The following is a 22,778-nucleotide window of genomic DNA, read 5'->3' on the forward strand; positions in this document are numbered from 1 at the left end:
CGCTCCCGGAGCCGCTGACCATGCCATTTGAAGCCAAGCCGGAAGGCGCGGTCCTGCCGGTCCTGGAACCGGGCTACCTGTCCATCCGCGCGCTGCGCAAGGAGTTCGACGGCTTCGTCGCGCTCGACGACGTCACCCTGGACGTGCGCAAAGGCGAGATATTCGCGCTGCTGGGTGGCTCGGGCAGTGGCAAATCGACGCTGCTGCGCTGCCTGGGCGGCTTCGAGACCCCCACCCAGGGCACCATCGACCTGGACGGCCAGCGCATCAACGCGCTGCCGCCGTACCAGCGCCCGATCAACATGATGTTCCAGTCCTACGCGCTGTTCCCGCACATGACGGTGGAGCAGAACATCGCTTTCGGCCTGAAGCAGGACGGCATGGCGCGTGATGCGATCAACCGCCGTGTCGGCGAAATGCTGGAGCTGGTGCAGCTGGGCAAGCTGGCCAAGCGCAAGCCGCACCAACTCTCCGGCGGTCAGCAGCAGCGCGTGGCGCTGGCGCGGTCGCTGGCCAAAGGCCCGAAGCTGCTGTTGCTGGATGAGCCGATGGGCGCGCTGGACAAGAAGCTGCGCTCGCAGATGCAGCTGGAGCTGGTCAACATCATCGAGACCACCGGGGTGACCTGCGTGATGGTCACCCACGATCAGGAAGAGGCCATGACCATGGCCACCCGGATCGCGGTGATGGATGCCGGCTGGATCCAGCAGGTCGGCAAGCCGGATGAAATCTACGAGCAGCCGGCCAACCGCTTCGTGGCCGAGTTCATCGGCTCGGTGAACCTGTTCGATGGCGTGCTCGATGAGGACCTGCCCGAGTACGTCACCGTGCGCACGCCGCTGTTCCCCGCACCGATCTACGTCGCCCACGGCATCACCGGTTACGAAGGCCAGCCGGTGGCGTTCGCGCTGCGCCCGGAGAAGGTGATGATCGGCAAGGACGAGCCGGCCGGGGATACCAACAAGGCCCAGGGCGTGATCGAGGAGATCGCCTACTTCGGCAGCCACTCGGTATTCCATGTGCGCCTGCCGAGCGGGGCCAAGGTGCTGTCCAACTTCGCCAATTCGCAGCGCTGGGCCAGCGATGGCCTGACCTGGGGTGACGCCGTCTGGGTGCACTGGCGCGACAACGACGGCGTGGTGCTGACCTCATGAGCGCGACCGGCTGGAAGCGCTGGCTCCCGGGCACGCGCGCCGGCGTGATCGCCGCGCCGTACCTGTGGCTGCTGCTGTTCTTCGCGGTGCCGTTCGTGATCATCCTGATGATCTCCTTCGCCCGCACCCAGGTCGGCTCGCCGCCGTACACCTGGCTGCTGGAGTACGTGGACGGCGCGTTCTCGCTCAAGCTCAACCTCGGCAGCTACGCGGCCCTGGTCAAGGACAACCAGTACGCGCTGGCGTACCTGAGTTCGATCAAGATCGCGGTCATCTCGACCCTGCTCACGCTGCTGATCGGCTACCCGATGGCCTACGTGATCTCGCGGATGAGCCCGGCCGCGCGCAATGTGGCGATGATGCTGGTGGTGCTGCCTTCGTGGACCTCGTTCCTGATCCGCGTGTATGCCTGGATCGGCATCCTGGACCGCAATGGCCTGCTCAACCAGCTGCTGCTCAAGCTCGGCCTGATCGATGCGCCGCTGCAGATCCTGTACACCCCGACCGCCGCCTACATCGGCATCGTGTACTGCTACCTGCCGTTCATGGTGCTGCCGCTGTACGCCAATCTGGTCAAGCTGGACAACCGCCTGCTCGAAGCCGCCTACGACCTCGGCGCCAAGCCGTGGCAGGCCTTCGTGCGGATCACACTGCCGCTCTCGCGCACCGGCATCATCGCCGGCTGCATGCTGGTGATGATCCCGGCCGTGGGTGAGTTCGTGATTCCGGAAATGCTCGGCGGGCCGGATACGTTGATGATCGGCCGCGTGCTGTGGGGCGAGTTCTTCAACAACCGTGACTGGCCCACGGCCTCGGCGGTGGCGATCGTGATGCTGGCCCTGCTGCTGGTACCGATCCTGCTGTTCAACCGCATGCAGCAGCGCGAGCTGGAAGGAAAGCTGGCATGAGCATGGTGCGCAGCAACCGCTGGTTGGGCTGGAGCCTGCTCGGGCTGGGCTTCGCCTTCCTGTACCTGCCGATCCTGTTGTTGATGGTGTACTCGTTCAACGCCTCCAAGCTGGCCACGGTATGGTCGGGCTTCTCCACGCGCTGGTACGGCGAGCTGTTCAACAACCGGCAGATCCTGGATGCGCTGTGGATCAGCCTCAAGGTCGCGTTCTGGACGGCCTGCGCGGCCACCGTGCTCGGCACGATGGCCGCGATGGTGATGACCCGCATGCGCCGCTTCCCGGGCAAGACCGTGTTCGGTGCGTTGATCACCGCGCCGCTGGTGATGCCCGAAGTGATCCTGGGCTTCTCGCTGATGACCCTGCTGGTGGCGATGGGCGGCATTCCCGGTTTCCCCAGCCGCGGCGTGACCAGCATCTGGATCGCGCATGTCACCTTCACCCTGTCCTTCGTGACGGTGGTGGTGTCCTCACGCCTGCAGGAGCTGGACCGCTCGCTGGAGGAAGCCGCGATGGATCTCGGCGCGAGCCGGTTGAAGGTGTTCTTCCAGATCACCCTGCCGATCATCGCCCCGGCGCTGGTGGCCGGCTGGCTGCTGGCGTTCACGCTGTCGCTGGATGACGTGGTGATCGCCAGCTTCGTGGCCGGCCCGAACTCGACCACCCTGCCGATGAAGGTGTTCTCCTCCGTGCGGATGGGCATCAAGCCGGAGATCAACGCGCTGGCCACCTTGATGGTGCTGGCGGTGTCGATCGCGGCGGTGGTGGGCTGGTACATCACCTCCCGCGCCGAGAAACGCCGCCAGCGCGACATGCAGATGGCGCTGCAGGACCCCAGCTGAACGTCATCCCGATCCGGCAACATCCGGATCACGGGGCCGGGCGCACACTACGGGCCTGACTTTTGGAGACCCGCGATGACCGCTGACATCATCAATCCCGCGACCGGCCAGGTCACGTATCGCCATGAACTGCTCACCGCCACGGAGGTCGAGCAGCGCCTGGCCGCGGCCGCCGAGGCGTTCCCGGCCTGGTCAGCGCGTTCGCTGCAGGAGCGCGGGGCGATACTGCGCGCCATCGCGGCCCAGCTGCGCCAGCGCAAGGGGGACATCCAGCAGGCGATGACCACCGAGATGGGCAAGCTCAAGGGGGAAGCGCTGGGTGAGATCGACAAATGCGCCGAGGCCTGCGAGTTCTACGCCGATCACGCGGCCGACTACCTCAAGCCGCAGCTGATCGATACCGAGGCCCAGCGCAGCTACGTGCGCTACGAGCCGATCGGCTGTGTGTTCGCGGTGATGCCGTGGAACTTCCCGATCTGGCAGGTATTCCGTTTCCTTGCGCCGGCGTTCATGGCCGGCAATGTGGCGCTGCTCAAGCACGCCAGCAACGTGCCGCAATGCGCCGACCTGATCCTGGCGGTGTGCCGCGATGGTGGGCTCCCCGAGGGCGTGTTCGATGTGCTGCACATCGACAACGACCAGGCCGCCGAGGTGCTGCGCGACAAGCGGGTCAAGGCGGTCACGCTGACCGGCAGCGAGCGCGCCGGGCGGTCGATTGCGGCCAATGCCGGTGACCAGCTCAAAAAGTGCGTGATGGAGCTGGGCGGCAGCGATGCCTTCGTGGTGCTGGACGATGCCGATCTGGACAAGACGGTGGCCGCAGCGCTGAAGTCGCGCTTCGACAACAGTGGCCAGACCTGCATCGCGGCCAAGCGCTTCATCGTGGTCGATGCGATCGCCGATGCGTTCGTGGAGAAGTTCGTCGCCGCCGCCGGCAAGCGCGTCTACGGCGATCCGCAGGACGAGAAGACCACGCTCGCGCCGATGGCGCGCGCGGACCTGCGCGACGAGCTGCACAAGCAGGTGCAGGACAGCATCGCCAAGGGCGCCACGCTGCTGCTCGGCGGTGAGCCGGTAGCCGGCTCGCATGCGGGCTACCCGGCCACCATCCTGGACAACGTGAGGCCCGGCATGCCGGCCTATGACGAAGAACTGTTCGGCCCGGCCGCCGCGATCCTGCGCGTCAGCGATGACGCCGAAGCACTGCGCGTGGCCAACGACACCACCTTCGGCCTGGGCGGCAGCGTGTGGACCACCGATGCGGCGCGCGGCGAAGCCATCGCCCAGCAGCTGGAATGCGGTGCCGCCTTCGTCAACGCCATCGTCAAGAGCGACGTACGCCTCCCCTTCGGCGGCAGCAAACGCTCCGGCTTCGGCCGTGAACTCGCCGAACATGGCATCCATGAGTTCATGAACATCAAGACCGTTTACGTGGCCTGATGCCATGAACCGGGTAGTGCCGGCCGCTGGCCGGCTCACGCCCATGCCCCGGACGGCCGCGAACATGAGATGAGGGTCATGCCACCGGAGGAGCCGGCCAGCGGCCGGCACTACCCACCGTCGTGGCCAGCCGTCGCCCGCCGTAGCCAGCAACGGTCACCACCGTAGCGACCAACGGTCGCCTACCTACACCTACAACCAGCGCGCACGCTTGAACAAGCGGTACAGCCCCACGCACACCGCACCGACGCCGATGATCATCGCCGGGTAAGCCCACGGCTTGTCCAGCTCGGGCATGTTCGTGAAGTTCATGCCATACCAGCTGGTGATCAAGGTCGGGGCGGCCAGCAGCGCCGCCCAGGCGCCCAGGCGCTTGACCGTCTCGCCCTGCGCCAGCGTCACCAGCGACAGGTTGACGCTCAGCGCGGTACCCAGCATTTCGCGCAGGGTGTCGATCACATCACTGATCCGCACGGCGTGGTCGTGCACATCGCGCAGGTACAGCTTCACTTCGTCGGGCACCAGCTCGCCCTGGTAGCGCTTGATCTGGGAGAGCATGTCCTGCAACGGTGCGACGGCCATGCGCATCTTGTTGAGCTCGCGCTTGAGCTCATACAGCCGCACCACGGTCTGGCGCTTGTAGTTGTCGGAGAAGATGTCCTTCTCCAGCAGCTCCAGCGTGTCTCGGTAGCGCTGGGTGATCGGCAGGTAGTTGTCGACCACGAAATCCAGCACTGCATACAGGCAGTACGACGGGCCCATCGTGCGCAGCAGCTCCGGCTCGCGCTCCACGCGCGCGCGCGGGGCGGCATAGGACAGCGATGCCCCATGGCGCACCGTGACCAGGAAGCGTGGCCCGAGGAAGGCGTGGGTCTCGCCGTAGCGGATCCGCTCGTCCACCATCTGCGCGGTGGTCACCACCACGAACAGCGAATTGCCGTAGGCCTCCACCTTGGGCCGCTGATGCGCATTGCGGGCGTCTTCGATGGCCAGCGAGTGCAGGCCGAATTCTTCCTGCAGTTTCAGCAGCACGCTGTCGTCGGGTTCGTACAGCCCCACCCACACGAAGCCGTTGTCGCTGGCGATCACATCGCTGATCGCATCCAGGCCGATGTCGTGGCGCTTGCCCTGGTCATCGTAGTGAACGCAGTTGATGACGCAGGCGGGGTTTTCAGGTGTGACGGTATCCATGGCGGGCATCGTGCGTCAGCGGCCCGTGACGGGCAGGTCACGGCGGCCCAGCACCCACGCCAGCGCCACGTGGATGGGCAGCAACAGCACGATCCACTGCAGGTTGTACTGCGCCTGCAAGGTCAGCCAATGCAGCACCAGGCCGAGCAGCGACACGCCAGCGACCGCCCACAGCACGAGCCGGAACCACGCGCGCGGCGCGCGGCCGCGCAACAGGGTGATCGCAGCGGGAACGAGCAGCAGGCACAGCGGCGAGAGCTGCAGCAGGTTGCGGTTGGCCCAGGCGGCCTGGTGCGCACTGAAGCCCCACAGGTAGGTCAGCAGCGCGCCGCCGATCCCGCAGAACAGCCAGAACGGCAGTGCCAGGCCGCCAAGCAGGCGGCGCCGGCGGCGCAGTGCAACCACACCCGCAGCGGCGATCAAACCGCACAGCAGCCACGGCCACCAGCGGCGCGGGGATTCGGTCGGCTCCGGGGCGATCCGGTGCGGCAGCAGCTCCTGCTCGGCCTGCACCAGCGGACGACCTTCGCTGTTGCGTACCTGGCGCAGCGCATCGGCCAGGCGCATCGGCACGAAGGCTTCCTGCCAGCGCGACAGCGGCTGGTCGGCGAACGGGCCCAGGCCGATATCGAAGCCCAGCCACATCCACGGCGACGGCGAAGCCAGGCGCACCGATTCACTGCGGTAGGTGTTGCCGCGCGAGCGCCCGGACAGCTGCGAATGCAGCCCGCCGCCCAACGCGCCGTCGATCGCATCGCGGACCATGGTGGCGCAGTTGGCGGTGTAGTAATCGTAGTGGTAACGCGCGTTCTCGGGCTTGGCCCGCTCGGCCAGCGACGCGGCCAGGGTACGCGCCTGCGCAGGCGTCAGATCCAGCCACTGCACGCTCGCACCGCGGCCGCTCTCCTGGTAGTACGACAGGTCCTGCCCAAGCGGCAGCGCGACCAGGTAGTACATCATGTCGCCGCGCACGAAGTTGCCGATGAAATCGGACTCGCTCGGGTCGAAGTAACCGAAGTTGTACGACGTCGCATCGCCAGTCACCGGATCGACTACGACCAGTGCGTCATGTCCAAAGCGTTCAAAGAAGATTTCGCCCGGCTGCATGGTGACCACGCCGATGCGTGGCGCCTCGGCGGAAGTGGCCGGGGCGGCATCCTGCGCGGCCAGCGCCCCGAAGGGCAGGCTGGCCATCGCAAGCAGCGACAACACGAACAACAGGCGGCACGGCGACCACCGATTCAAAGGGGGCCGCATGGCGTGGGTCAATCCTCGTTGTGGGTGTCGGGCGGCAGCACGGTCACATGGAACGCCTGCACGCGTCGGGCATCGGCACGCGCCACCCGGAACACGAAGCGGTCCAGGGTGAGCTCGTCGCCGGTTTCAGGCAGGTGCCCGATCGCCTCGGTGACCAGGCCACCGATGGTGTCGTAATCATCGTCGGGGAACGTGGCACCGAAGCGCTCGTTGAAATCCTCGATCGCGGTCAATGCATCGACCACGTACTGGCCGTCGGCCTGGATCGCGATCTGCGAGGTGTGGTCCTCGGCCTCGTCGTGCTCATCGTCGATCTCGCCGACGATCTGTTCCAGCACGTCCTCGATGGTGACCAGCCCGGCGACACCGCCGTACTCATCGACCACGATAGCCATGTGGTTGCGCGAGAGCCGGAACTCCTTGAGCAGCACGTTGAGCTTCTTGGCCTCGGGGATCAGCACCGCCGGGCGCAGCAGCTCACGGATGTTGGCCGGCCCGTTGTCGGCCACCACGCCGCGCAGCAGGTCCTTGGCCAGCAGGATGCCGAGGATGTCGTCCTTGTTGTCGCCGTGCACCGGGAAGCGCGAATGGCCGGATTCGACCACCTGCTTCATCAGGTCAAGGAAGGGGGCTTCGACCGGCAGGGAGACCATCTGCGAGCGCGAGATCATCACGTCGCCGACGGTGAGCTCGGCCACCGAAATGGCGCCTTCCATCATCCGCAGCGTGTCGGCGGCGATCAGGCCGTCTTCGTGCGCGGTGTGCAGTACCGCCACCAGCTCGTCGCGGGTGTGGGGTTCGCCGGAGAAGGCAGCGGTCAGGCGTTCGAGCCAGCTGCGCTTCTTTTCATTGTGCTCCTGGGTGGAGCTACTACTGTCGTCTTCAGACATCTCTGGAAAAAAAGGCACCCGGCGTGCCGGGCGTTGGATTTAGTCTATCAGGATGCGGGCGCCTGTCAGCGCCCGGCCGAGGGCGGATTCACGCCCGGCAAAGGGGCCGGGGCGGCGCCCGCCGGTGGGGTGTCGTCCTCCGGTGGCAGGTCCAGGCTGTAGGTACAGCCGGCCAGGGTCTTGCCGGGGTGGGATTTGACCGTGGACAGGCTCAGGATCACCGATTCGATCAGGGCCTCGCCGGTACGCGGGTCGGTGACGTCGCGGCTGACCAGCTCGCGCCCGGCCATGAACTTCGCCGGGGTATCCACGCCGTCCTCCAGGGCCAGGCGCTTGGCCAGCGGGCGTGGGTCGGCCAGGTCCAGGATCGCCATGATGCTGGCGCCGGCCACCGTGATGTACTCGGCACGCTCGCCGAACACCGTGATCGGGGCGGCCAGGCGGAATTCGGTCATGAACTGGTTGGTCTGCGGCAGCGGCTGCAGGCCGTTGGCGACCGCCTTGAGCGGGTCGGCCACGACCGGGGCGACGGCATCGTAATCGCTCACGCTCTTGCGGCATTCAATCAAGGCGGGCAGGTCCAGCGGCGCCGCCTCGGCGAAGGCCGGGGTGGGCAGCAGGGCGAGCAGGCCCAGGCAGGCACATCGGAACGGGATCATCGGAACAGGTCCATCAACTAAGGCGTGCAGCGCACGGACGCGGCGACGATCATAGCCGGCACCGGCCGGCGGTGGCAGGCGTCAACGACGGCGGAACAGCCAGCGCAGGGTGGCGGAGAAGGTGACCACCGCGATTCCCGCCGCCCACAGCACCAGGGCCGCGGCAGCCAGATGCAGCGCGCCCGGCCCGTCGGCGGTGGCCGACAGTAGCGCGCGCCCGAACACCAGGGCGAATGCAGCGGCAAGGACGAACAGGAGCGCGACCTGCACCGGCCGCGCGTGGAAGGTCGATGACTGCGCCGGGGAGGCGCCGTCGCGACGTGACCAGCGATACAGCGTGCGCCAGCCCAGCGGCGCCACCAGCGCGGCCGCCAGCCCCGACCAGATCACCACGCTCAGGCCGGCGGCGCTGAGGGTCGCTTCGTCAGCACCGGCCAGCAGATGCGGCAGGATCAGGCCCGCCACCACGCAGGTCAGCGTGCCCAGCACGAACACGCCGGCAGCCAGGCCGGCCAGACGTCCGGCCCATGCGGCGGACAAGGGGGCGCGTCGCTGCCGCGCCGCCCACCAGCTTCGCGCGGGCGCCAACGACAGCACGGCGATCACCGCCGACAGCGCAAGCATGCCCAGCTGCAGCGCGCCCGGGTCACGGCCGGCCGGCGTCAGCGCGGCGAGCCCGGGGGCACCGATCGCGGCGTACAGCAATCCCACCCACGACAGTGCGAGCAGCACGGGGCCCAGTACAGAGCGACGATCAGGAACCAGCATGGCGGCATACATCCTTGTATGGTTGAGCAATCAGTGCACGCAACGCAGGGGACGCTCAGCGTTCGCCGGCATACGGATCGGCAATGCCCAGCTCGGCCAGGATGTCCCGCTCGAGCTGTTCCATGGCGTCGGCTTCTTTCTCGTCCTCATGGTCCCAGCCGAGCAGATGCAGCACGCCGTGCACGGTCAGGTGCGCGTAGTGGGCGTTGAGCGCCTTGCCCTGCTCGTCGGCCTCGCGCGCGACCACCGGGGCGCAGATCACCAGATCGCCGAGCAGTGGGAATTTCACGCCCTTGGGCAGGCCCTCCGGCAGTTCGGCCGGGAAGCTGAGCACGTTGGTCGCGTAATCCTTGCCGCGGTAGTGCCGGTTCAAGGACTGCCCTTCCTTGGCATCGACCAGACGGATCGCCAGGTCGGCCTCGCGGATGCGGCCCTTCAGTGCGGCGGCCACCCACTTGCGGAAGCTCACCGCCGAGGGCAGGCCAGCCCGGGGCAGGGCGTAGCTGATGGCGACGTCCAGTCGCACGGGACCACGGGTCATGGGGTCGCTCCGGGTTGGACCTGCTGCAGATCGCGGCGGTCGTAGGCGCTGACGATGCGGGCCACCAGCGGGTGACGGACCACGTCGCGCGCTTCGAAAAAGGTGAAGCTCACGCCCTCGACATCACGCAGCACATCGATCGCATCGCGCAGGCCGGACTTCACGTGCTTGGGCAGATCGGTCTGGGTGAGGTCGCCGGTCACCACGGCCGTGGAGCCGAAGCCCAGGCGGGTCAGGAACATCTTCATCTGTTCGACCGTGGTGTTCTGCGCTTCGTCCAGGATCACGTACGCATCGTTGAGCGTGCGGCCGCGCATGTAGGCCAGCGGCGCGATCTCGATGACGTTCTTCTCCAGCAGCTTGAGCACTTTCTCCACGCCGAGCATTTCGTACAGCGCGTCGTACAGCGGGCGCAGGTACGGGTCCACCTTCTGGCTCAGGTCGCCGGGCAGGAAGCCCAGCTTCTCGCCGGCCTCCACCGCCGGGCGGACCAGGATCAGGCGCTGCACGCGCGCTTCATTGAGCGCTTCCACCGCGCTGGCCACGGCCAGGAAGGTCTTGCCGGTGCCGGCCGGGCCGATGCCGAAGTTGATGTCATGCGTGGTGATCTGGTGCAGGTAGCGGGCCTGGTTGGCGCCTCGGCCGCGCACGGTGCCGCGCTTGACCTTGATCGCCACGTCCTGGGCCTCGTAGGCGCGCTCGACCACATGCTCCACGTTGGCCTGGTTCAGCCGCAGGTGGATGGCATGACTGTCGAACACCACGTCGCCGGCTTCGGCGTACAGCGCTTCGATCAGCGCCTGCGCGTCGGCCACCACGGCCTTGGGGCCGGTCACGCGGAACACGTGGCCACGGTTGGCGATTTCCACGCCGAGTTTGAGTTCCACCTGGCGGAGATGTTCATCGAACGGACCGGCCATGTTGGCCAGGCGCTCGTTGTCTTCCGGGATGAGGGTGAAGTCGCGTTGTGCGAGTGCGGTCATTGCGTCCGGCGGCCGCCGGTCCAGCCGACCGGGCCGCAAGCAGGGAAAGGGAGAACAGGGTAGCGCGGGTGTGGGGCTGCCGCTACAGCACCGGCGGAAAGTGGTTTTCCACAGGGGCTGTGCAATGCCGGTGCAGCAACCTGTGGATAGGTGGCGCCAGCCCTACTGCGGCAACGGGTTCGATTGCGTGGTCAAAAAAGCGTCAACGATGGCCGGACCGCGGTCCGGCCATTGAGCTCAGTCTGCCGTCACCATCCGCGCGCGCAGCGAGTTGCTGTACGCCTCGGTGATCACCACATCCACGAACTGGCCAATCAGGCGTGGGTGCCCCGGGAAATTCACCGAGCGCATGTTCTCGCTCTTGCCGGTCAACTCGTTCGGGTTGCGCTTGGACGGACCCTCCACCAGCACGGTCTGCACGGTGCCGACCATCTTTTCCGAGATGGCTGCAGCCTGCTCGTTGATCCGGGCCTGCAGGCGCGACAGGCGCGCGTGCTTTTCCGCATCGGGGGTGGTGTCTTCCAGATCGGCGGCGGGCGTGCCCGGGCGGCGCGAGTAGATGAAGGAGAAGCTCTGGTCGAAGCCCACGTCCTCGATCAGCTTCATGGTCTTTTCGAACTCCGCATCGGTCTCGCCGGGGAAACCGACGATGAAATCCGAGCTGATCGAGATGTCCGGACGCACCGCGCGCAGCTTGCGGATTTTGGACTTGAACTCCAGCGCGGTGTAGCCACGCTTCATCGCCGAGAGCACGCGGTCGCTGCCGGCCTGCACGGGCAGGTGCAGGAAGTTGGCCAGCTGCGGCACATCACGGTAGGCATCGATCAGCGAATCGCTGAACTCCAGCGGGTGCGAGGTGGTGAAGCGGATCCGGCCGACGCCGTCGATCTCGGCGATGGTGCGGATCAGCAGGCCCAGGTCGGCGAACTCGCCGTCGCCATACGGGCCGCGGTAGGCGTTGACGTTCTGGCCGAGCAGGTTGATCTCCAGCACACCCTGCGCGGCCAGCTGCGCCACTTCCACCACCACGTCCTCGAACGGGCGGCTGACCTCGGTGCCGCGGGTATAGGGCACCACGCAGAACGAGCAGTACTTCGAGCAACCTTCCATGATCGAGACGAACGCGGAGGCACCCTCGGCACGCGGCTCGGGCAGGGCATCGAACTTCTCGATCTCCGGGAAGCTGATGTCCACCTGCGATTTGCCCGATTCACGGCGCTGGCGGATCAGCTCCGGCAGGCGGTGCAGGGTCTGCGGGCCGAACACCAGGTCCACGTGTGGCGCGCGCTTGATGATCGCCTCGCCTTCCTGCGAAGCCACGCAGCCGCCGACCCCGATGATCACGCCACGGCCGTTGTTCTTCAGTGCCTTCCAGTAACCCAGCTGGCTGAACACCTTCTCCTGGGCCTTCTCGCGGATCGAGCAGGTGTTCATCAACAACACGTCGGCCTCGGCCGGGTCGTCGGTGAGTTCCAGCCCTTCCGAGGCGGCGAGCACGGCGGCCATCTTGGTCGAGTCGTACTCGTTCATCTGACAACCGTGGGTCTTGATGTACAGCTTGCCGCGCACCGGACCGGTCACCTGCGGCGTGGCGCCGGGCAGGGGGAGCAGATCGGGGCGGGGGGCGGAGCTGGGCGGAGCAGAGGCAGGCAAGGCAGAACCGGTCGAAGTCGGCGCGGTCGAAGCTGGCGTCCCGGTCATGGCGCTTATTCCAGTCGGGTGGGCGGGCAGGCAGCCGGATGGCTGCGGTGAGCAGGCCATTGTAGCTGGGTCGGGCGCCCCCCTTGGCAATCCCCGGCGAATTGGGGACACTCCCGCTCATGAAGGGGATGTTGGGGATCGCTGCGCTGGCCTTGGCTGCGCTGACCGCTATGCCGGCCAGTGCGGGCACCCTGTACAAGTGTGTTGGTGCCGACGGCATTCCCAGCTATGTGAGCAAGCGCGTGGGCGGGGCCAGCTGCAGCGTGATCAGCAGCTACCGGCCCGACCGCAGCGCGCCCCGCCGGGCCCCGACTGCGCCGCCCGCGCCGCCCGCGCCGACCCCGGTCGCCCAGATCGCCAGCGCCACACCCGCAGCGGGGGGCACCGCCGCGCCGGTCCGGGCCGATACCGCCACGGTCGCCACCGCGATCACGCCCGCCCCGGTTCCGGCTCCGGCTCCGGCCGCCGTGCTGACCGCGCCGCCCACCCGGGCCCCCGCAGCCGGCAAGGCTGGGCAGGTCCGCAGCGGTCAGCTCTATTCGTATATGAAGGACGGCGTGCGCCATTACACCAGCGCACGTCCGGCCCAGATGGCCAGCCTCGGGCAGGTCCGCACCATCCATTACACCTTCATCGAACGCTGCTATGCCTGTGGCGCGAACCCCTCGGTCAACTTCGGCTCGGTCCGCCTCAACACCACGGCCTATCAGAGCGAGATTGCCGCGGCCGCCCGGGAGTTCGGGGTGGAAGAAGCGATCGTGCGCGCGATCATCCATGCCGAGTCCGCCTACAACCCGCTGGCGCTGAGCCGGGCCGGCGCGCAGGGCCTGATGCAGCTGATGCCGCCCACCGCGCGTCGCTTCGGGGTCAGTGATTCCTATGATGCTTCGCAGAACATCCGCGGCGGCGTGCAATACCTGTCCTGGCTGCTCAAGCGCTTCAATGGTGACCTGACCCTCGCCGCCGCGGGCTACAACGCGGGCGAGGGCGCGGTAGCCCGTCATGGCGGCGTGCCCCCTTACAGCGAGACCCAGTATTACGTGAAGCGGGTGGCCGTATTGGCCGACCGCTATCGAAGTGCGGTCGCCACCCAGCAATAACCGATGGCGCCGGGAGTACCTGATGCCGTACTGTCGGGGTAATGTCGTTCCGTAGTACCGCGTTGTGTGGCCGACTTCGGTTCAGCTACACTCGCGGCTGATTCAATGTGGACTGGCCCCCACCGGTCTGCTGGCAGCCTCAAGCTACCTAAATCAATATCGGAGTGCCGGATGGCCAACGATGGGGTAAACGATCCAGTCAACACTGGACGTCGGCGGTTTCTCTCAGCAACCACTGCGGTGGTCGGAGCGGTTGGCGTCGGATTTGCAGCGGTACCGTTCATCAAGTCCTGGAATCCCAGCGCCCGCGCCAAACTGGCCGGTGCCCCGGTGATTGCCGACATCAGTGCGCTCCAGGAAGGCCAGCGTCTGGTCATGGAGTGGCGTGGGCAGCCGATCTGGATCGTCAAGCGCTCCAAGGCCATCCTCGATGCGCTGCACGGGCTGGACGGCCGCCTGAAGGATCCCGAGTCGGGCGAGAAGGAACAGCAGCCCGAGTACGTGCTCAAGCAGAATCCCGAATTCCGTTCGATCAAGGCCGAGGTCTCGGTGCTGGTCGGGCTGTGCACCCATCTGGGCTGTTCGCCGGAAATGGTCGCCGAGATCCGCCCCGAGCCCTACGACCCGCAGTGGAAGGGCGGCTACTTCTGCCCCTGCCACAAGTCGCGTTTCGATATGTCCGGTCGCGTGTTTAAGGATGTTCCGGCACCGATCAACCTGCTGGTGCCGCCGCACCATTACCAGGACGACAACACCATCATCATCGGCGTTGATCCGCAGGGGGCGGCTTGATCATGGCCAATATCCTTTCCCGCACCGCCACCGGACTGGCCGACTGGGTCAACGCCCGCGCGCCGGGCCTGATGCCGGTCTACCGCAAGCATGTCAGCGAGTATTACGCGCCGAAGAACTTCAACATCTGGTACTACTTCGGTTCGCTGGCGCTGCTGATCCTGGTCAACCAGATCGTCACCGGCATCTTCCTGACGATGCACTACAAGACGAACGCGGCCGAAGCGTTCGCTTCCATCGAATACATCATGCGGGACGTGGAGTGGGGCTGGCTGATCCGCTACATGCACTCCACCGGTGCCTCGCTGTTCTTCATCGTGGTCTACCTGCACATGTTCCGCGGCCTGCTCTATGGCAGTTACCAGAAGCCGCGCGAACTGGTCTGGATCCTCGGCATGCTGATCTACCTGGTGCTGATGGCCGAGGCCTTCATGGGCTACGTGCTGCCGTGGGGCCAGATGTCGTTCTGGGGCGCGAAGGTGATCATCTCGCTGTTCGGCGCGATCCCGGTGATCGGCACCGGCCTGACCGAATGGATCATGGGCGACTACCTGCCCAGCGACGCCACCCTCAACCGCTTCTTCGCCCTGCACGTGATCGCACTGCCGCTGGTGCTGTTGCTGCTGGTGGTGCTGCATCTGGGCGCGCTGCATGAAGTGGGCTCCAACAACCCGGACGGCGTGGAGATCAAGAAGGGCCCGAAGGGCAACCGCTGGTCGGCCATCGCGCCTACCGATGGCATTCCCTTCCATCCTTACTACACGCTCAAGGATGCGGTCGGCGCCGGCTTCCTGCTGATCATCGCCGCCTTCATCATCTTCTTCGCCCCGGCCTTCGGCGGGTTGTTCCTGGAGCACGACAACTTCACCGAGGCCAACCGCCTGGTGACGCCCGAGCACATCAAGCCGGTCTGGTACTACACCCCGTATTACGCGATGTTGCGCGTGGTGCCCAACAAGCTCGGTGGCGTGATCGTGATGTTCTCGGCGATCGCCATCCTGTTCCTGGTGCCGTGGCTGGACCGCGCGCGGGTGAAGTCCTACCGCTACCGCGGCCTGCTCTCGCGCGGCCTGCTGGGCATGTTCGCGGTGTGCTTCGTGTGGCTGGGCGTGATCGGCTCCGGCCCGGGTACGGATGCGCACGAGACCTACATCGGGCGCGTGCTGACCTTCCTGTATTTCGCCTTCTTCATCACCATGCCGCTATGGACCAAGCTGGACAGGACCAAGCCGGTACCGGACCGGGTGACCACGCATGACTGACCACTGGATTGTCCGGCTGGCCTGCGCGGCGGCGCTGATGCTCGGTGTCGCGGTGGCCGATGCCGCCGAGGGCGCCAAGACCCTGCAGGCAGGCAATGACCTGAGCGATCGTGCCTCGCTGCAACGCGGCGCACAGCTTTACATGAACTACTGCTCCGGCTGCCACGCGCTGAAATACCTGCGCTACTCGCGCATGGCCGCCGATCTCGGGCTGAGCGAAGAAGAGGTCATGAACAACCTCAACTTCACCGGCACCCCGGTGGGTGAGCCGATTCCGGTGACGATGCCCAAGGCGCAGGCCGAGAAGTGGTTCGGCAAGATGCCGCCGGATCTGAGCCTGATCTCGCGCGTGCGGGGCAGCGACTGGGTCTACACCTACCTCAAATCGTTCTACCTGGATCCCACGCGGCCGCTGGGCTGGAACAACACCGTGTTCCCCAATGCCTCCATGCCCAACCCCCTGTGGGAAATGCAGGGGCTGCAGCATGCGGTGCACGGCAAGGCCGAGGGCCCCGGGCTGGATGCTCCGGTGGTTGGGCTGAAGATCGAACAGCCGGGCAACATCGATGCCGGGCAGTACGATCAGGTGGTGCGCGACATCACCAACTTCCTGGAGTATGCCGGCGAGCCGGCGGCCCTCAAACGCCAGAAGCTGGGCGTGTGGGTGATCCTGTTCCTGGCGCTGCTGACCTTCCTGGCCTATCTGCTCAAGAAGGAATACTGGAAGGACGTCCACTGAGCGGCCGGGCGCCTTCCCGTGTCGATCGTTCCTGCCGTGGGACGATCGACCTATTGGCTTTTGTGATGTGCGGTTGCACACTCGGGTACTGTGACGACCGTTGGCAATGGGCTGGCGGCGCCGATACGACCGGCGGTTACCGGACGTTGGAGAGCCTTTGATGGCGGCGAGCGTACGCATGCGGAATACCCTGACGCTGTTTTCCTCGAACGACGATGTGCTGTGCCATCGCGTGCGGCTGGTACTGGCGGCCAAGGGCGTCACTTATGACTCGGTGCCGGTCGACCCGCAGAACCCGCCCGAAGATCTCATCGATCTCAATCCGTACCACTCCGTGCCCACCCTGGTGGAACGCGAGCTGGTGCTGTACGCGGCGTCGGTGGTCAGCGAATACCTGGACGAGCGCTATCCGCACCCGCCGCTGATGCCGGTCGATCCGCTCTCGCGGGCCCGCATCCGCCTGGCGATGTTGCGCATCGAACACGACTGGGTGCCACAGGTGCAGGCCATCCAGCTGGGCAACAAGACCCAGGCCGAGGCCGGGCGCAAACGCTTGAAGGAACTGCTGACCAGCGCGGTGCCGTTGTTCAAGGCCAGCAAGTTCTTCCTCAACCCGGAAATGAGCCTGGCCGACTGCGCGATGGCACCGATCATCTGGCGGCTGCAGGCACTGGACGTGCCGCTGCCGAAGGATGGCAAGTCGATCGAAGACTATGGCAACCGCATTTTCCGGCACCCCGGCTTCATCCGCAGCCTGACCGACCAGGAAAAGAAACTGCGCGATCTGCCGGTCTGATCGGGGGTACGTGTGCCGCATGCGGCACACCCGTGTACTGAACGAAATCGCGGTGCCGGTACGCGCCATGGCTGACCTGCGGGTAGGCGGGCGCGTACACTTGCATCAGGCAATCCGGATCAAGAGCAGCCGAGCACGGCTCGGCTCTACCACATGACTGAAGACACTTTTCGCATGACCAGCCACCGCCCGTACCTGTTGCGGGCCTTGGTGGAATGGATCAATGACAACGACCTGACGCCGCATATCCTGGTCGACGCCGGCCTGCCTGGCGTGCAGGTGCCGCAGAGCGCGGTCAAGGATGGCCGCGTCGTGCTGAACATCGCCGAGCGCGCCGTGGTGCGCCTGCATATCGACAATGACAGCGTCAGCTTCTCGGCCCGCTTCTCCGGCACCAGCTACCCGGTGCAGGTGCCGATCTCGGCCGTGCTGGCCGTCTATGCCCGCGAGACGGGGCAGGGCATGGCGCTGCCGGATGACATCCCGGGCCATGAGCCGGGTCCGGACGATGAGCTGCCGCCGGACGATTCACCGACCCCGCCGGACGACGCACCGCCCAAGCCCAGCGGTCGCCCGCATCTGCGGGTGGTCAAATAAGATCCACCATGGCCGCCGCAAGGCGGCCATTTCATCAGACGTCCTCGGCATCGCGCGTATCGATATCGCGCCGGATCTCGCTGATCCGTGCCGCCGATGGCCCCACGAACGTGATCAGCTGATCACCGCGCAGCACCATGCGCCCGCTGTGGCGGTCCACGCCATCGTGCGAGTACTCGAACTTGAAGGTGCGCTCCCAGCCCAGCCAGCCGTTGTCCTTTCGGCATACGCGCAGGCCGGTGGCGTGCACGCTCTGGTCCAGCCACTGCACATCGGCAGCGCGGCAGGCATTGCGCCCAAGCACGCCAGCACGTTCGGCGGCGGCACGCGAAGAATTCCAGAAGGCGTAGGCAAACGCGCCGGCAATCATCAACAGGATCAAACTGGGCATCGGTGACTCGGCGCGGTCAGGGAGGTCGGTCCCTCCAAGATGGCGACGAATGCGGCGCGGATCAAGCCATCCGCGCGATCGCGATCAGGGCGTGCGCGGTGGCGGTGGCGGGACGGGTATCGGTGTCGGTGTGGGTGTCGGCGTCCGAGTCGGGCTCGCCGGCGGGGCCGGAACCGGGTTCGCGCTCGGGACCGGCGGACGGGGCGGCACCACGGTGGGCGCGCGCATCGGTGCCTGGGAAGCCGGGGTGGCCATCGGCGGTGCCGTCGCACCGGGAGCGGGCAGGGTCGCCGGGTCCGGAGCTCCCATCGGCACCGCCGCCGGCGCGGTGGCCACCAGTTTCAGCAGTGCGGCCCAGTCCTGGCGATTGAAGCTGCATTCCTCTTCGCGGCCCGGCGTGCAGCCCAGATCCACGCCATCGCCTGCATTGGCCTTCGCCGGCGGCAGTTCGATCCGGCCGCTGCGGTCCAGCGACAGTTTGCGCAACGCCACGGTGTTCATGACATTGCCACCAATCAGATACAGCGTGCGGTCGCCGCCCATGTTGGCCGCGATCACCACTTCACAGTGCGATTTCCAGTGCGTCACCGCGCCGCTGCCCAGCGACTGCACCAGCCCGGTGTAGCTCAGGGTCTCGCGGCGGTCGCGCAGGTAGCACAGCAGGTCGCCGGGCGCGGGTTTCTCCTGCGCCGGGTCGGTCATCCGGTACGGCCCGCTGTTCTGGTAGGCCGCGCGGATGTAGTCGATGTGGCGGGGCGAGCGGGTGAAGCCGGGCACCGAGGCGCGGGTCATCACCCAGGAAATGAAGGCGGCCGACCACGGGTTGTCCACCAGGAAGGCACGGCAGTCGCTATCGGTGTAGCGCGTGCCCGGTGGGGCCATGCAGCTCGATGCGCCGGGCTGGCTGCCCATCGGCGACAAGGTGCCGCTCTGCCGCCAGTAGCCGACCACCCGCTGCCACGCGACAAGGCCGTTGTCGGCCAGGTGGACGTCCTCGGCTTCCGTCACGCTGAGACTGGCCGCGCGGCCATCGCGATCGATGAAGGGCCGGTACCAGAGGCGGTGCTCATTGCACGCGGTCTGCACGATGGCCACGGCCAGCGGGCTCAGCCCGAACCGCGGGGGTACATCGCAGACCTCGGCGGCGGACGCCTGCGGCGGCAGCAGCGCGAACAGGGGAGACAGGCAGGCGAGAAGCGGCAGGCAGCGCATGCGTGCATTCCAGGTGGGGGCAGACGCAGCCTCGCAGACCGCATCTGCCCATACCGTGAAAGCGGCATCAGCCCTGTGGGGGCGGGCCCAGTTTCAATGACAGGTCGATTGCCTGCACATGCTTGGTCAGCCCGCCGATGGAGATGCAGTCCACGCCGTCCTCGGCGATCGCGCGCAGGCCGTCCAGGCCGACACTGCCGGACACCTCCAGCGGAATCCGCCCGGCCGCGATGCGCACGGCCTCGCGCCGCGTGGTGGCGTCGAAATCGTCGATGAGGATGCGGGTGCAGCCCACCGCCAGCGCCTCGCGCAGCTGGTCCAGGTCTTCCACCTCGACCACCAGCGGCAACGCCGGCCATTGCGCACGCGCCGCCAGCACCGCTGCGGTCAGTGAGCCGGCCGCACGGATGTGGTTTTCCTTGAGCATCACCGTGTCGAACAGGCCCAGGCGATGGTTGTCGCCGCCACCGCAGCGGACCGCGTATTTCTGCGCGACGCGCAGCCCGGGCAGGGTCTTGCGGGTGTCCAGGATCCGCGCGCCGGTACCGGCCACGGCCGCGACGTAGTGCGCGGTGGTGGTCGCCGTGCCGGACAGCGTCTGCAGGAAGTTCAACGAGGTCCGCTCGGCACTCACCAGGCTGCGGTTGCGGCCCTGCAGCAGGGCCAGTACGGTGCCGGCGGCGACGCGGTCGCCCTCGGCCACGCGCCACTCGATCCGGACCTCTGGATCGAGCGCCCGGTGGGTCGCATCGAACCACGGGCGGCCGGCGATCACCGCGTCCTGCTTGCACAGCAGGTAGGCGCTGTCGGGGCGGTCGGGGAGCAGGGCGGCGGTGACATCACCGCTGCCGATGTCCTCGGCCAGTGCACGGGCCACATCGGCGGCCACCAGGGCGGCCTCGGGGGCCGGCACGGGGAGGTGGCTCATTTTTCCGGAAAATCGGCGATCTGGGCGGTGGCGATGGCCTCTTCGGCCAGCAGCACCGGGATGCCGTCGTCCACGCGGAACACCTGCTTGCGGTCACGGGTCAGCAGGGCCTCGCGCAGCGTCTGCGCCTGCGGGCTGCCATCGGCCTTGAGCACGGCACCGCTGCCGATCGCGCGGTTGAGCGCGTCCAGACCGGTGGCGTCGAGCAGGGACAGGGGCTGGCGCGTATCGGGCGAGCACAGGAGGTCGAGCAGCTTGCGATCCATGGATTCTTCGTCTTGCGTGGAAGACGGCTAGAATACGTCTTTAAGGCAGGTGACGGCCAATGACCCTCAACCAAACCGCGCCGCTCGTCGGCATCGTCATGGGATCCCGCTCGGATTGGGAAACCATGCAGCACGCCGCCCAGAAGCTGGATTCGCTGGGCGTTCCCTATGAAGTGAAAGTGGTTTCGGCGCACCGCACGCCGGACGTGCTGTTCACCTACGCCGAGCAGGCGGGCCAGCGTGGCCTGCGCGCGATCATCGCCGGTGCCGGCGGGGCCGCGCACCTGCCGGGCATGATCGCCGCCAAGACCGCCGTGCCGGTGCTGGGCGTGCCGGTGCAGTCCAAGGCGCTGAACGGCATGGATTCGCTGCTCTCGATCGTGCAGATGCCGGCCGGTATCCCGGTCGCCACCTTCGCCATCGGCAACGCCGGCGCCTCCAACGCGGCGTTGTTCGCAGCCGCCATGCTGGCCTCGGACCAGCCGGCGATCGGTGAAGCGCTCGAGGCCTTCCGCGCCCGCCAGACCGAAGACGTCATGGCCCACGACGATCCGCGTCAATGACCCTCAGGACCGTTGGCATTCTGGGCGGCGGTCAGCTCGCCCGCATGATGGTCCTGGCCGGTGCGCCGATGGGGCTGCGCTTCGAGCTGTTCGACCCGGCCGCCGATGCCTGTGGTGCCCAGGTGGCCCCGCTGCAGGTGGCCGCGTTCGAGGATGAGGCGGCCCTGGCTGCATTCGCCGCGCGCGTGGACGTGGTGACCTTCGATTTCGAGAACGTGCCGGCGCGCAGCGCCACGTTCCTGGCCGAGCGCGTGCCGGTGTATCCCAATCCGGATGCGCTGGCCGTGGCCCAGGATCGGCTCAGCGAGAAGACCCTGTTCCAGTCGCTGGGCATCCCGCTGCCGGCCTTCGCCGATATCCGCAGCCGCGACGAACTGGCGGCCAAGGTCGCCGAGTTCGGCATGCCCTGCATCGTCAAGACCCGCCGGCTGGGCTATGACGGCAAGGGCCAGTTCCGGATTCGCAGCGCGGCCGACATCGACGCGGCATGGGAAACCCTCGGCAGCTACGTCGAAAAGACCGGCCTGATTCTGGAAGGCTTCGTCGCCTTTGATCGCGAGGTCAGCGTGGTGGCGGTCCGCGGGCAGGATGGCGAGTTCCGCGCCTGGCCGATCACCGGCAACTGGCACGTCAATGGCGTGCTCTCGGCCAGTCTGGCCCCGGCGCAGCTGCCGGCGGCCCAGTACGAGGCGGCCATCGGCTACGCACGTACGCTGGCCGAGCGCCTGGACTATGTGGGCGTGTTCGCGCTCGAACTGTTCTGCCGCGGCGATGAACTGCTGGCCAACGAGATGGCGCCGCGCGTGCACAACTCCGGCCACTGGACCATCGAAGGCAGCGAGACCTCGCAGTTCGAGAACCATCTGCGTGCCGTGCTTGGCCTGCCGCTGGGCGACACGCGCATGCTGGGCCATGCCTGCATGCTCAACTGGATCGGCCAGATGCCCGGTGCCGCGGCCGTGCTCGGCCAGGCCAGCGGCCATTGGCACGATTACGGTAAGCAGGCGCGGGACGGCCGCAAGGTCGGCCATGCCACGCTGCGTGATGATGATGCGGCGGCGCTGGCCGGTGCATTGGAAAGCGTCGGTGCGCAGCTTGATCGCGGTGAGCAGGTCGCGCCGGTGATCAAGATCCTGCGCGGTTGAGCATCGGGTAGTGCCGGCCGTTGGCCGGCACCGCCTCAATCGCGCAATTGCGCGGTGACGAAGTCCCAGTTCACCAGCTTCCAGAACGCCTCCAGATAGCGCGCGCGCTCATTCTGGTAGTCGGTGTAATACGCGTGTTCCCACACATCGCAGGCCAGCAGCGGAGTGCTCTCGCCGGTCAGCGGCGTGCCCGCATTGCGCGTGACCTGGATCGCCAGTGCGCCATTGGGGTGCTGCACCAGCCACACCCAGCCCGAGCCGAACAGACTCAGCGCGGCGCGGTCGAAGGCCTCGCGCAGGCGCTTGGCATCGCCGAAATGACGGGTCACCAGTTCGCCCAGCCGACCCTGCGGATCGCCACCGGCGCGCGGGTGCAGGCATTGGAAATAGAACTGGTGGTTCCAGGCCTGGGCGGCCGCATCGAACAGGCTGCCCTGGGTCTGGCGGACGATCTCCTCCAGCGGCAGCTCGGCCAGCTCCGTGCCTTCGATACGGGCGTTCACTGCCTCCAGATAAGCCCGGAAGTGCCGCCCGTGGTGCAGGTCGAGCGTCTCCGCCGACAGGTGGGGTTGCAGAGCGGCGCGGTCATAAGGAAGGCGAGGTAGTTCTAGAGGCATGGGCACGGCAGATTGGGAGGGAAGAGCGCCGATCCA

25 protein-coding genes are annotated in these 22,778 nt (G+C 66.9%); 12 read left to right on the forward strand and 13 right to left on the reverse strand.

Going from position 1 to position 22,778, the window contains the following annotated elements; genetic code table 11:
* Positions 1 to 20 precede the first annotated feature (20 nt).
* From BCL79_RS12470 to BCL79_RS12485, 4 genes are all read left to right on the forward strand, one after another.
* Complete coding sequence (locus BCL79_RS12470; protein ID WP_121041629.1) at positions 21 to 1,154, forward strand: ABC transporter ATP-binding protein; 1,134 nt, start codon at positions 21 to 23, stop codon at positions 1,152 to 1,154.
* Complete coding sequence (locus BCL79_RS12475) at positions 1,151 to 2,062, forward strand: ABC transporter permease subunit (RefSeq protein WP_121041631.1); 912 nt, start codon at positions 1,151 to 1,153, stop codon at positions 2,060 to 2,062. Before BCL79_RS12470 ends, BCL79_RS12475 begins: the two co-directional genes overlap by 4 nt.
* A complete protein-coding gene (locus tag BCL79_RS12480; RefSeq protein WP_121041633.1) occupies positions 2,059 to 2,904 on the forward strand; it encodes an ABC transporter permease subunit in 846 nt (281 codons plus the stop codon). Before BCL79_RS12475 ends, BCL79_RS12480 begins: the two co-directional genes overlap by 4 nt.
* Positions 2,905 to 2,979: 75 nt before the next feature.
* On the forward strand, positions 2,980 to 4,344 hold the full coding sequence (locus BCL79_RS12485) for an NAD-dependent succinate-semialdehyde dehydrogenase (RefSeq protein ID WP_121041635.1): 1,365 nt from the start codon (positions 2,980 to 2,982) through the stop codon (positions 4,342 to 4,344).
* Between the two features lie 192 nt (positions 4,345 to 4,536).
* Here BCL79_RS12485 and BCL79_RS12490 read toward each other — a convergent pair whose 3' ends face one another.
* The 8 genes from BCL79_RS12490 to miaB form a co-directional block, all read right to left on the reverse strand.
* On the reverse strand, positions 4,537 to 5,535 hold the full coding sequence (locus tag BCL79_RS12490; RefSeq protein ID WP_121041637.1) for a magnesium and cobalt transport protein CorA: 999 nt from the start codon (positions 5,533 to 5,535) through the stop codon (positions 4,537 to 4,539).
* A 15-nt stretch (positions 5,536 to 5,550) separates the two neighbouring features.
* On the reverse strand, positions 5,551 to 6,792 hold the full coding sequence (locus BCL79_RS12495) for a DUF4105 domain-containing protein (RefSeq protein WP_121041639.1): 1,242 nt from the start codon (positions 6,790 to 6,792) through the stop codon (positions 5,551 to 5,553).
* An 8-nt stretch (positions 6,793 to 6,800) separates the two neighbouring features.
* A complete protein-coding gene (locus BCL79_RS12500; protein WP_121041641.1) occupies positions 6,801 to 7,682 on the reverse strand; it encodes an HlyC/CorC family transporter in 882 nt (293 codons plus the stop codon).
* Between the two features lie 65 nt (positions 7,683 to 7,747).
* Complete coding sequence (locus BCL79_RS12505) at positions 7,748 to 8,341, reverse strand: hypothetical protein (protein ID WP_121041643.1); 594 nt, start codon at positions 8,339 to 8,341, stop codon at positions 7,748 to 7,750.
* Between the two features lie 81 nt (positions 8,342 to 8,422).
* Complete coding sequence (locus tag BCL79_RS12510) at positions 8,423 to 9,109, reverse strand: hypothetical protein (protein WP_147433897.1); 687 nt, start codon at positions 9,107 to 9,109, stop codon at positions 8,423 to 8,425.
* A gap of 55 nt (positions 9,110 to 9,164) precedes the next feature.
* Positions 9,165 to 9,650 carry an rRNA maturation RNase YbeY gene (gene ybeY / locus BCL79_RS12515; protein WP_121041647.1) on the reverse strand — a complete coding sequence of 162 codons (486 nt, stop codon included), beginning with the start codon at positions 9,648 to 9,650 and terminating at the stop codon, positions 9,165 to 9,167.
* Entirely contained in the window at positions 9,647 to 10,633 is a 987-nt protein-coding gene (locus tag BCL79_RS12520; RefSeq protein WP_121041649.1) for a PhoH family protein, read from the reverse strand. Before BCL79_RS12520 ends, ybeY begins: the two co-directional genes overlap by 4 nt.
* Before the next feature lie 237 nt (positions 10,634 to 10,870).
* Positions 10,871 to 12,334, reverse strand: coding sequence for a tRNA (N6-isopentenyl adenosine(37)-C2)-methylthiotransferase MiaB (miaB, locus tag BCL79_RS12525; RefSeq protein ID WP_428999457.1), 1,464 nt, complete (start codon positions 12,332 to 12,334; stop codon positions 10,871 to 10,873).
* A 119-nt stretch (positions 12,335 to 12,453) separates the two neighbouring features.
* Here miaB and BCL79_RS12530 point away from each other — a divergent pair, with 119 nt between their 5' ends.
* The 6 genes from BCL79_RS12530 (at position 12,454) to BCL79_RS12555 (ending at position 17,620) form a co-directional block, all read left to right on the forward strand.
* A complete protein-coding gene (locus BCL79_RS12530) occupies positions 12,454 to 13,434 on the forward strand; it encodes a lytic transglycosylase domain-containing protein (RefSeq protein WP_121041651.1) in 981 nt (326 codons plus the stop codon).
* Between the two features lie 171 nt (positions 13,435 to 13,605).
* On the forward strand, positions 13,606 to 14,226 hold the full coding sequence (gene petA / locus BCL79_RS12535) for a ubiquinol-cytochrome c reductase iron-sulfur subunit (RefSeq protein ID WP_019186259.1): 621 nt from the start codon (positions 13,606 to 13,608) through the stop codon (positions 14,224 to 14,226).
* Positions 14,227 to 14,228: 2 nt separating this feature from the next.
* Positions 14,229 to 15,488 carry a cytochrome b gene (locus BCL79_RS12540; RefSeq protein WP_121041653.1) on the forward strand — a complete coding sequence of 420 codons (1,260 nt, stop codon included), beginning with the start codon at positions 14,229 to 14,231 and terminating at the stop codon, positions 15,486 to 15,488.
* 37 nt (positions 15,489 to 15,525) lie between these two features.
* A complete protein-coding gene (locus BCL79_RS12545) occupies positions 15,526 to 16,227 on the forward strand; it encodes a cytochrome c1 (RefSeq protein WP_428999463.1) in 702 nt (233 codons plus the stop codon).
* A gap of 160 nt (positions 16,228 to 16,387) precedes the next feature.
* Entirely contained in the window at positions 16,388 to 17,023 is a 636-nt protein-coding gene (locus tag BCL79_RS12550) for a glutathione S-transferase N-terminal domain-containing protein (RefSeq protein ID WP_019186262.1), read from the forward strand.
* A 153-nt stretch (positions 17,024 to 17,176) separates the two neighbouring features.
* The gene (locus BCL79_RS12555) at positions 17,177 to 17,620 is read left to right on the forward strand and encodes a ClpXP protease specificity-enhancing factor (RefSeq protein ID WP_121041657.1); all 444 of its coding nucleotides are present in this window, start codon (positions 17,177 to 17,179) and stop codon (positions 17,618 to 17,620) included.
* Between the two features lie 34 nt (positions 17,621 to 17,654).
* Here BCL79_RS12555 and BCL79_RS12560 read toward each other — a convergent pair whose 3' ends face one another.
* The 4 genes from BCL79_RS12560 to BCL79_RS12575 all read right to left on the reverse strand — a co-directional run bounded on the left by BCL79_RS12560 (position 17,655) and on the right by BCL79_RS12575 (position 20,417).
* The gene (locus BCL79_RS12560; protein WP_019186192.1) at positions 17,655 to 18,011 is read right to left on the reverse strand and encodes a DUF3301 domain-containing protein; all 357 of its coding nucleotides are present in this window, start codon (positions 18,009 to 18,011) and stop codon (positions 17,655 to 17,657) included.
* 84 nt (positions 18,012 to 18,095) lie between these two features.
* Positions 18,096 to 19,223: a DUF2272 domain-containing protein gene (locus tag BCL79_RS12565; RefSeq protein WP_121041659.1), complete on the reverse strand. Its 1,128-nt coding sequence runs from the start codon at positions 19,221 to 19,223 to the stop codon at positions 18,096 to 18,098.
* Between the two features lie 67 nt (positions 19,224 to 19,290).
* Positions 19,291 to 20,151, reverse strand: a complete 861-nt coding sequence (gene nadC, locus BCL79_RS12570) for a carboxylating nicotinate-nucleotide diphosphorylase (RefSeq protein ID WP_121041661.1) — start codon at positions 20,149 to 20,151, stop codon at positions 19,291 to 19,293.
* A complete protein-coding gene (locus tag BCL79_RS12575) occupies positions 20,148 to 20,417 on the reverse strand; it encodes a Trm112 family protein (protein ID WP_019186189.1) in 270 nt (89 codons plus the stop codon). Before BCL79_RS12575 ends, nadC begins: the two co-directional genes overlap by 4 nt.
* Positions 20,418 to 20,476: 59 nt before the next feature.
* On the opposite strand from BCL79_RS12575, the gene purE reads away from it, so the two are divergent.
* Entirely contained in the window at positions 20,477 to 20,980 is a 504-nt protein-coding gene (purE, locus tag BCL79_RS12580; protein ID WP_019186188.1) for a 5-(carboxyamino)imidazole ribonucleotide mutase, read from the forward strand.
* The gene (locus tag BCL79_RS12585) at positions 20,977 to 22,125 is read left to right on the forward strand and encodes a 5-(carboxyamino)imidazole ribonucleotide synthase (protein WP_121041663.1); all 1,149 of its coding nucleotides are present in this window, start codon (positions 20,977 to 20,979) and stop codon (positions 22,123 to 22,125) included. The genes purE and BCL79_RS12585 overlap by 4 nt, the downstream gene beginning before the upstream one ends.
* Positions 22,126 to 22,160: 35 nt before the next feature.
* Here BCL79_RS12585 and BCL79_RS12590 read toward each other — a convergent pair whose 3' ends face one another.
* Positions 22,161 to 22,742, reverse strand: coding sequence for a superoxide dismutase (locus BCL79_RS12590; protein WP_121041666.1), 582 nt, complete (start codon positions 22,740 to 22,742; stop codon positions 22,161 to 22,163).
* Positions 22,743 to 22,778: the final 36 nt, after the last annotated feature.

Source organism: Stenotrophomonas rhizophila (assembly GCF_003651185.1).
In the GTDB taxonomy this organism is placed as follows: Bacteria; Pseudomonadota; Gammaproteobacteria; order Xanthomonadales; family Xanthomonadaceae; genus Stenotrophomonas; species Stenotrophomonas maltophilia_Z.

Excerpts from the sequence above, each read along its gene's own strand:
- BCL79_RS12510 (WP_147433897.1), bottom strand. The coding sequence starts at position 9,109 with ATGCTGGTTCCTGATCGTCGCTCTGTACTGGGCCCCGTGCTGCTCGCA.
- purE (WP_019186188.1), top strand. The coding sequence starts at position 20,477 with ATGACCCTCAACCAAACCGCGCCGCTCGTCGGCATCGTCATGGGATCC.
- ybeY (WP_121041647.1), bottom strand. The coding sequence starts at position 9,650 with ATGACCCGTGGTCCCGTGCGACTGGACGTCGCCATCAGCTACGCCCTG.
- BCL79_RS12590 (WP_121041666.1), bottom strand. The coding sequence starts at position 22,742 with ATGCCTCTAGAACTACCTCGCCTTCCTTATGACCGCGCCGCTCTGCAA.
- BCL79_RS12530 (WP_121041651.1), top strand. The coding sequence starts at position 12,454 with ATGAAGGGGATGTTGGGGATCGCTGCGCTGGCCTTGGCTGCGCTGACC.
- nadC (WP_121041661.1), bottom strand. The coding sequence starts at position 20,151 with ATGAGCCACCTCCCCGTGCCGGCCCCCGAGGCCGCCCTGGTGGCCGCC.
- petA (WP_019186259.1), top strand. The coding sequence starts at position 13,606 with ATGGCCAACGATGGGGTAAACGATCCAGTCAACACTGGACGTCGGCGG.
- BCL79_RS12480 (WP_121041633.1), top strand. The coding sequence starts at position 2,059 with ATGAGCATGGTGCGCAGCAACCGCTGGTTGGGCTGGAGCCTGCTCGGG.
- BCL79_RS12565 (WP_121041659.1), bottom strand. The coding sequence starts at position 19,223 with ATGCGCTGCCTGCCGCTTCTCGCCTGCCTGTCTCCCCTGTTCGCGCTG.
- BCL79_RS12520 (WP_121041649.1), bottom strand. The coding sequence starts at position 10,633 with ATGACCGCACTCGCACAACGCGACTTCACCCTCATCCCGGAAGACAAC.
- BCL79_RS12555 (WP_121041657.1), top strand. The coding sequence starts at position 17,177 with ATGACTGAAGACACTTTTCGCATGACCAGCCACCGCCCGTACCTGTTG.
- BCL79_RS12585 (WP_121041663.1), top strand. The coding sequence starts at position 20,977 with ATGACCCTCAGGACCGTTGGCATTCTGGGCGGCGGTCAGCTCGCCCGC.
- BCL79_RS12495 (WP_121041639.1), bottom strand. The coding sequence starts at position 6,792 with ATGCGGCCCCCTTTGAATCGGTGGTCGCCGTGCCGCCTGTTGTTCGTG.
- miaB (WP_428999457.1), bottom strand. The coding sequence starts at position 12,334 with ATGACCGGGACGCCAGCTTCGACCGCGCCGACTTCGACCGGTTCTGCC.
- BCL79_RS12485 (WP_121041635.1), top strand. The coding sequence starts at position 2,980 with ATGACCGCTGACATCATCAATCCCGCGACCGGCCAGGTCACGTATCGC.
- BCL79_RS12505 (WP_121041643.1), bottom strand. The coding sequence starts at position 8,341 with ATGATCCCGTTCCGATGTGCCTGCCTGGGCCTGCTCGCCCTGCTGCCC.
- BCL79_RS12475 (WP_121041631.1), top strand. The coding sequence starts at position 1,151 with ATGAGCGCGACCGGCTGGAAGCGCTGGCTCCCGGGCACGCGCGCCGGC.
- BCL79_RS12560 (WP_019186192.1), bottom strand. The coding sequence starts at position 18,011 with ATGCCCAGTTTGATCCTGTTGATGATTGCCGGCGCGTTTGCCTACGCC.
- BCL79_RS12545 (WP_428999463.1), top strand. The coding sequence starts at position 15,526 with ATGCTCGGTGTCGCGGTGGCCGATGCCGCCGAGGGCGCCAAGACCCTG.
- BCL79_RS12490 (WP_121041637.1), bottom strand. The coding sequence starts at position 5,535 with ATGGATACCGTCACACCTGAAAACCCCGCCTGCGTCATCAACTGCGTT.
- BCL79_RS12470 (WP_121041629.1), top strand. The coding sequence starts at position 21 with ATGCCATTTGAAGCCAAGCCGGAAGGCGCGGTCCTGCCGGTCCTGGAA.
- BCL79_RS12540 (WP_121041653.1), top strand. The coding sequence starts at position 14,229 with ATGGCCAATATCCTTTCCCGCACCGCCACCGGACTGGCCGACTGGGTC.
- BCL79_RS12575 (WP_019186189.1), bottom strand. The coding sequence starts at position 20,417 with ATGGATCGCAAGCTGCTCGACCTCCTGTGCTCGCCCGATACGCGCCAG.
- BCL79_RS12500 (WP_121041641.1), bottom strand. The coding sequence starts at position 7,682 with ATGTCTGAAGACGACAGTAGTAGCTCCACCCAGGAGCACAATGAAAAG.
- BCL79_RS12550 (WP_019186262.1), top strand. The coding sequence starts at position 16,388 with ATGGCGGCGAGCGTACGCATGCGGAATACCCTGACGCTGTTTTCCTCG.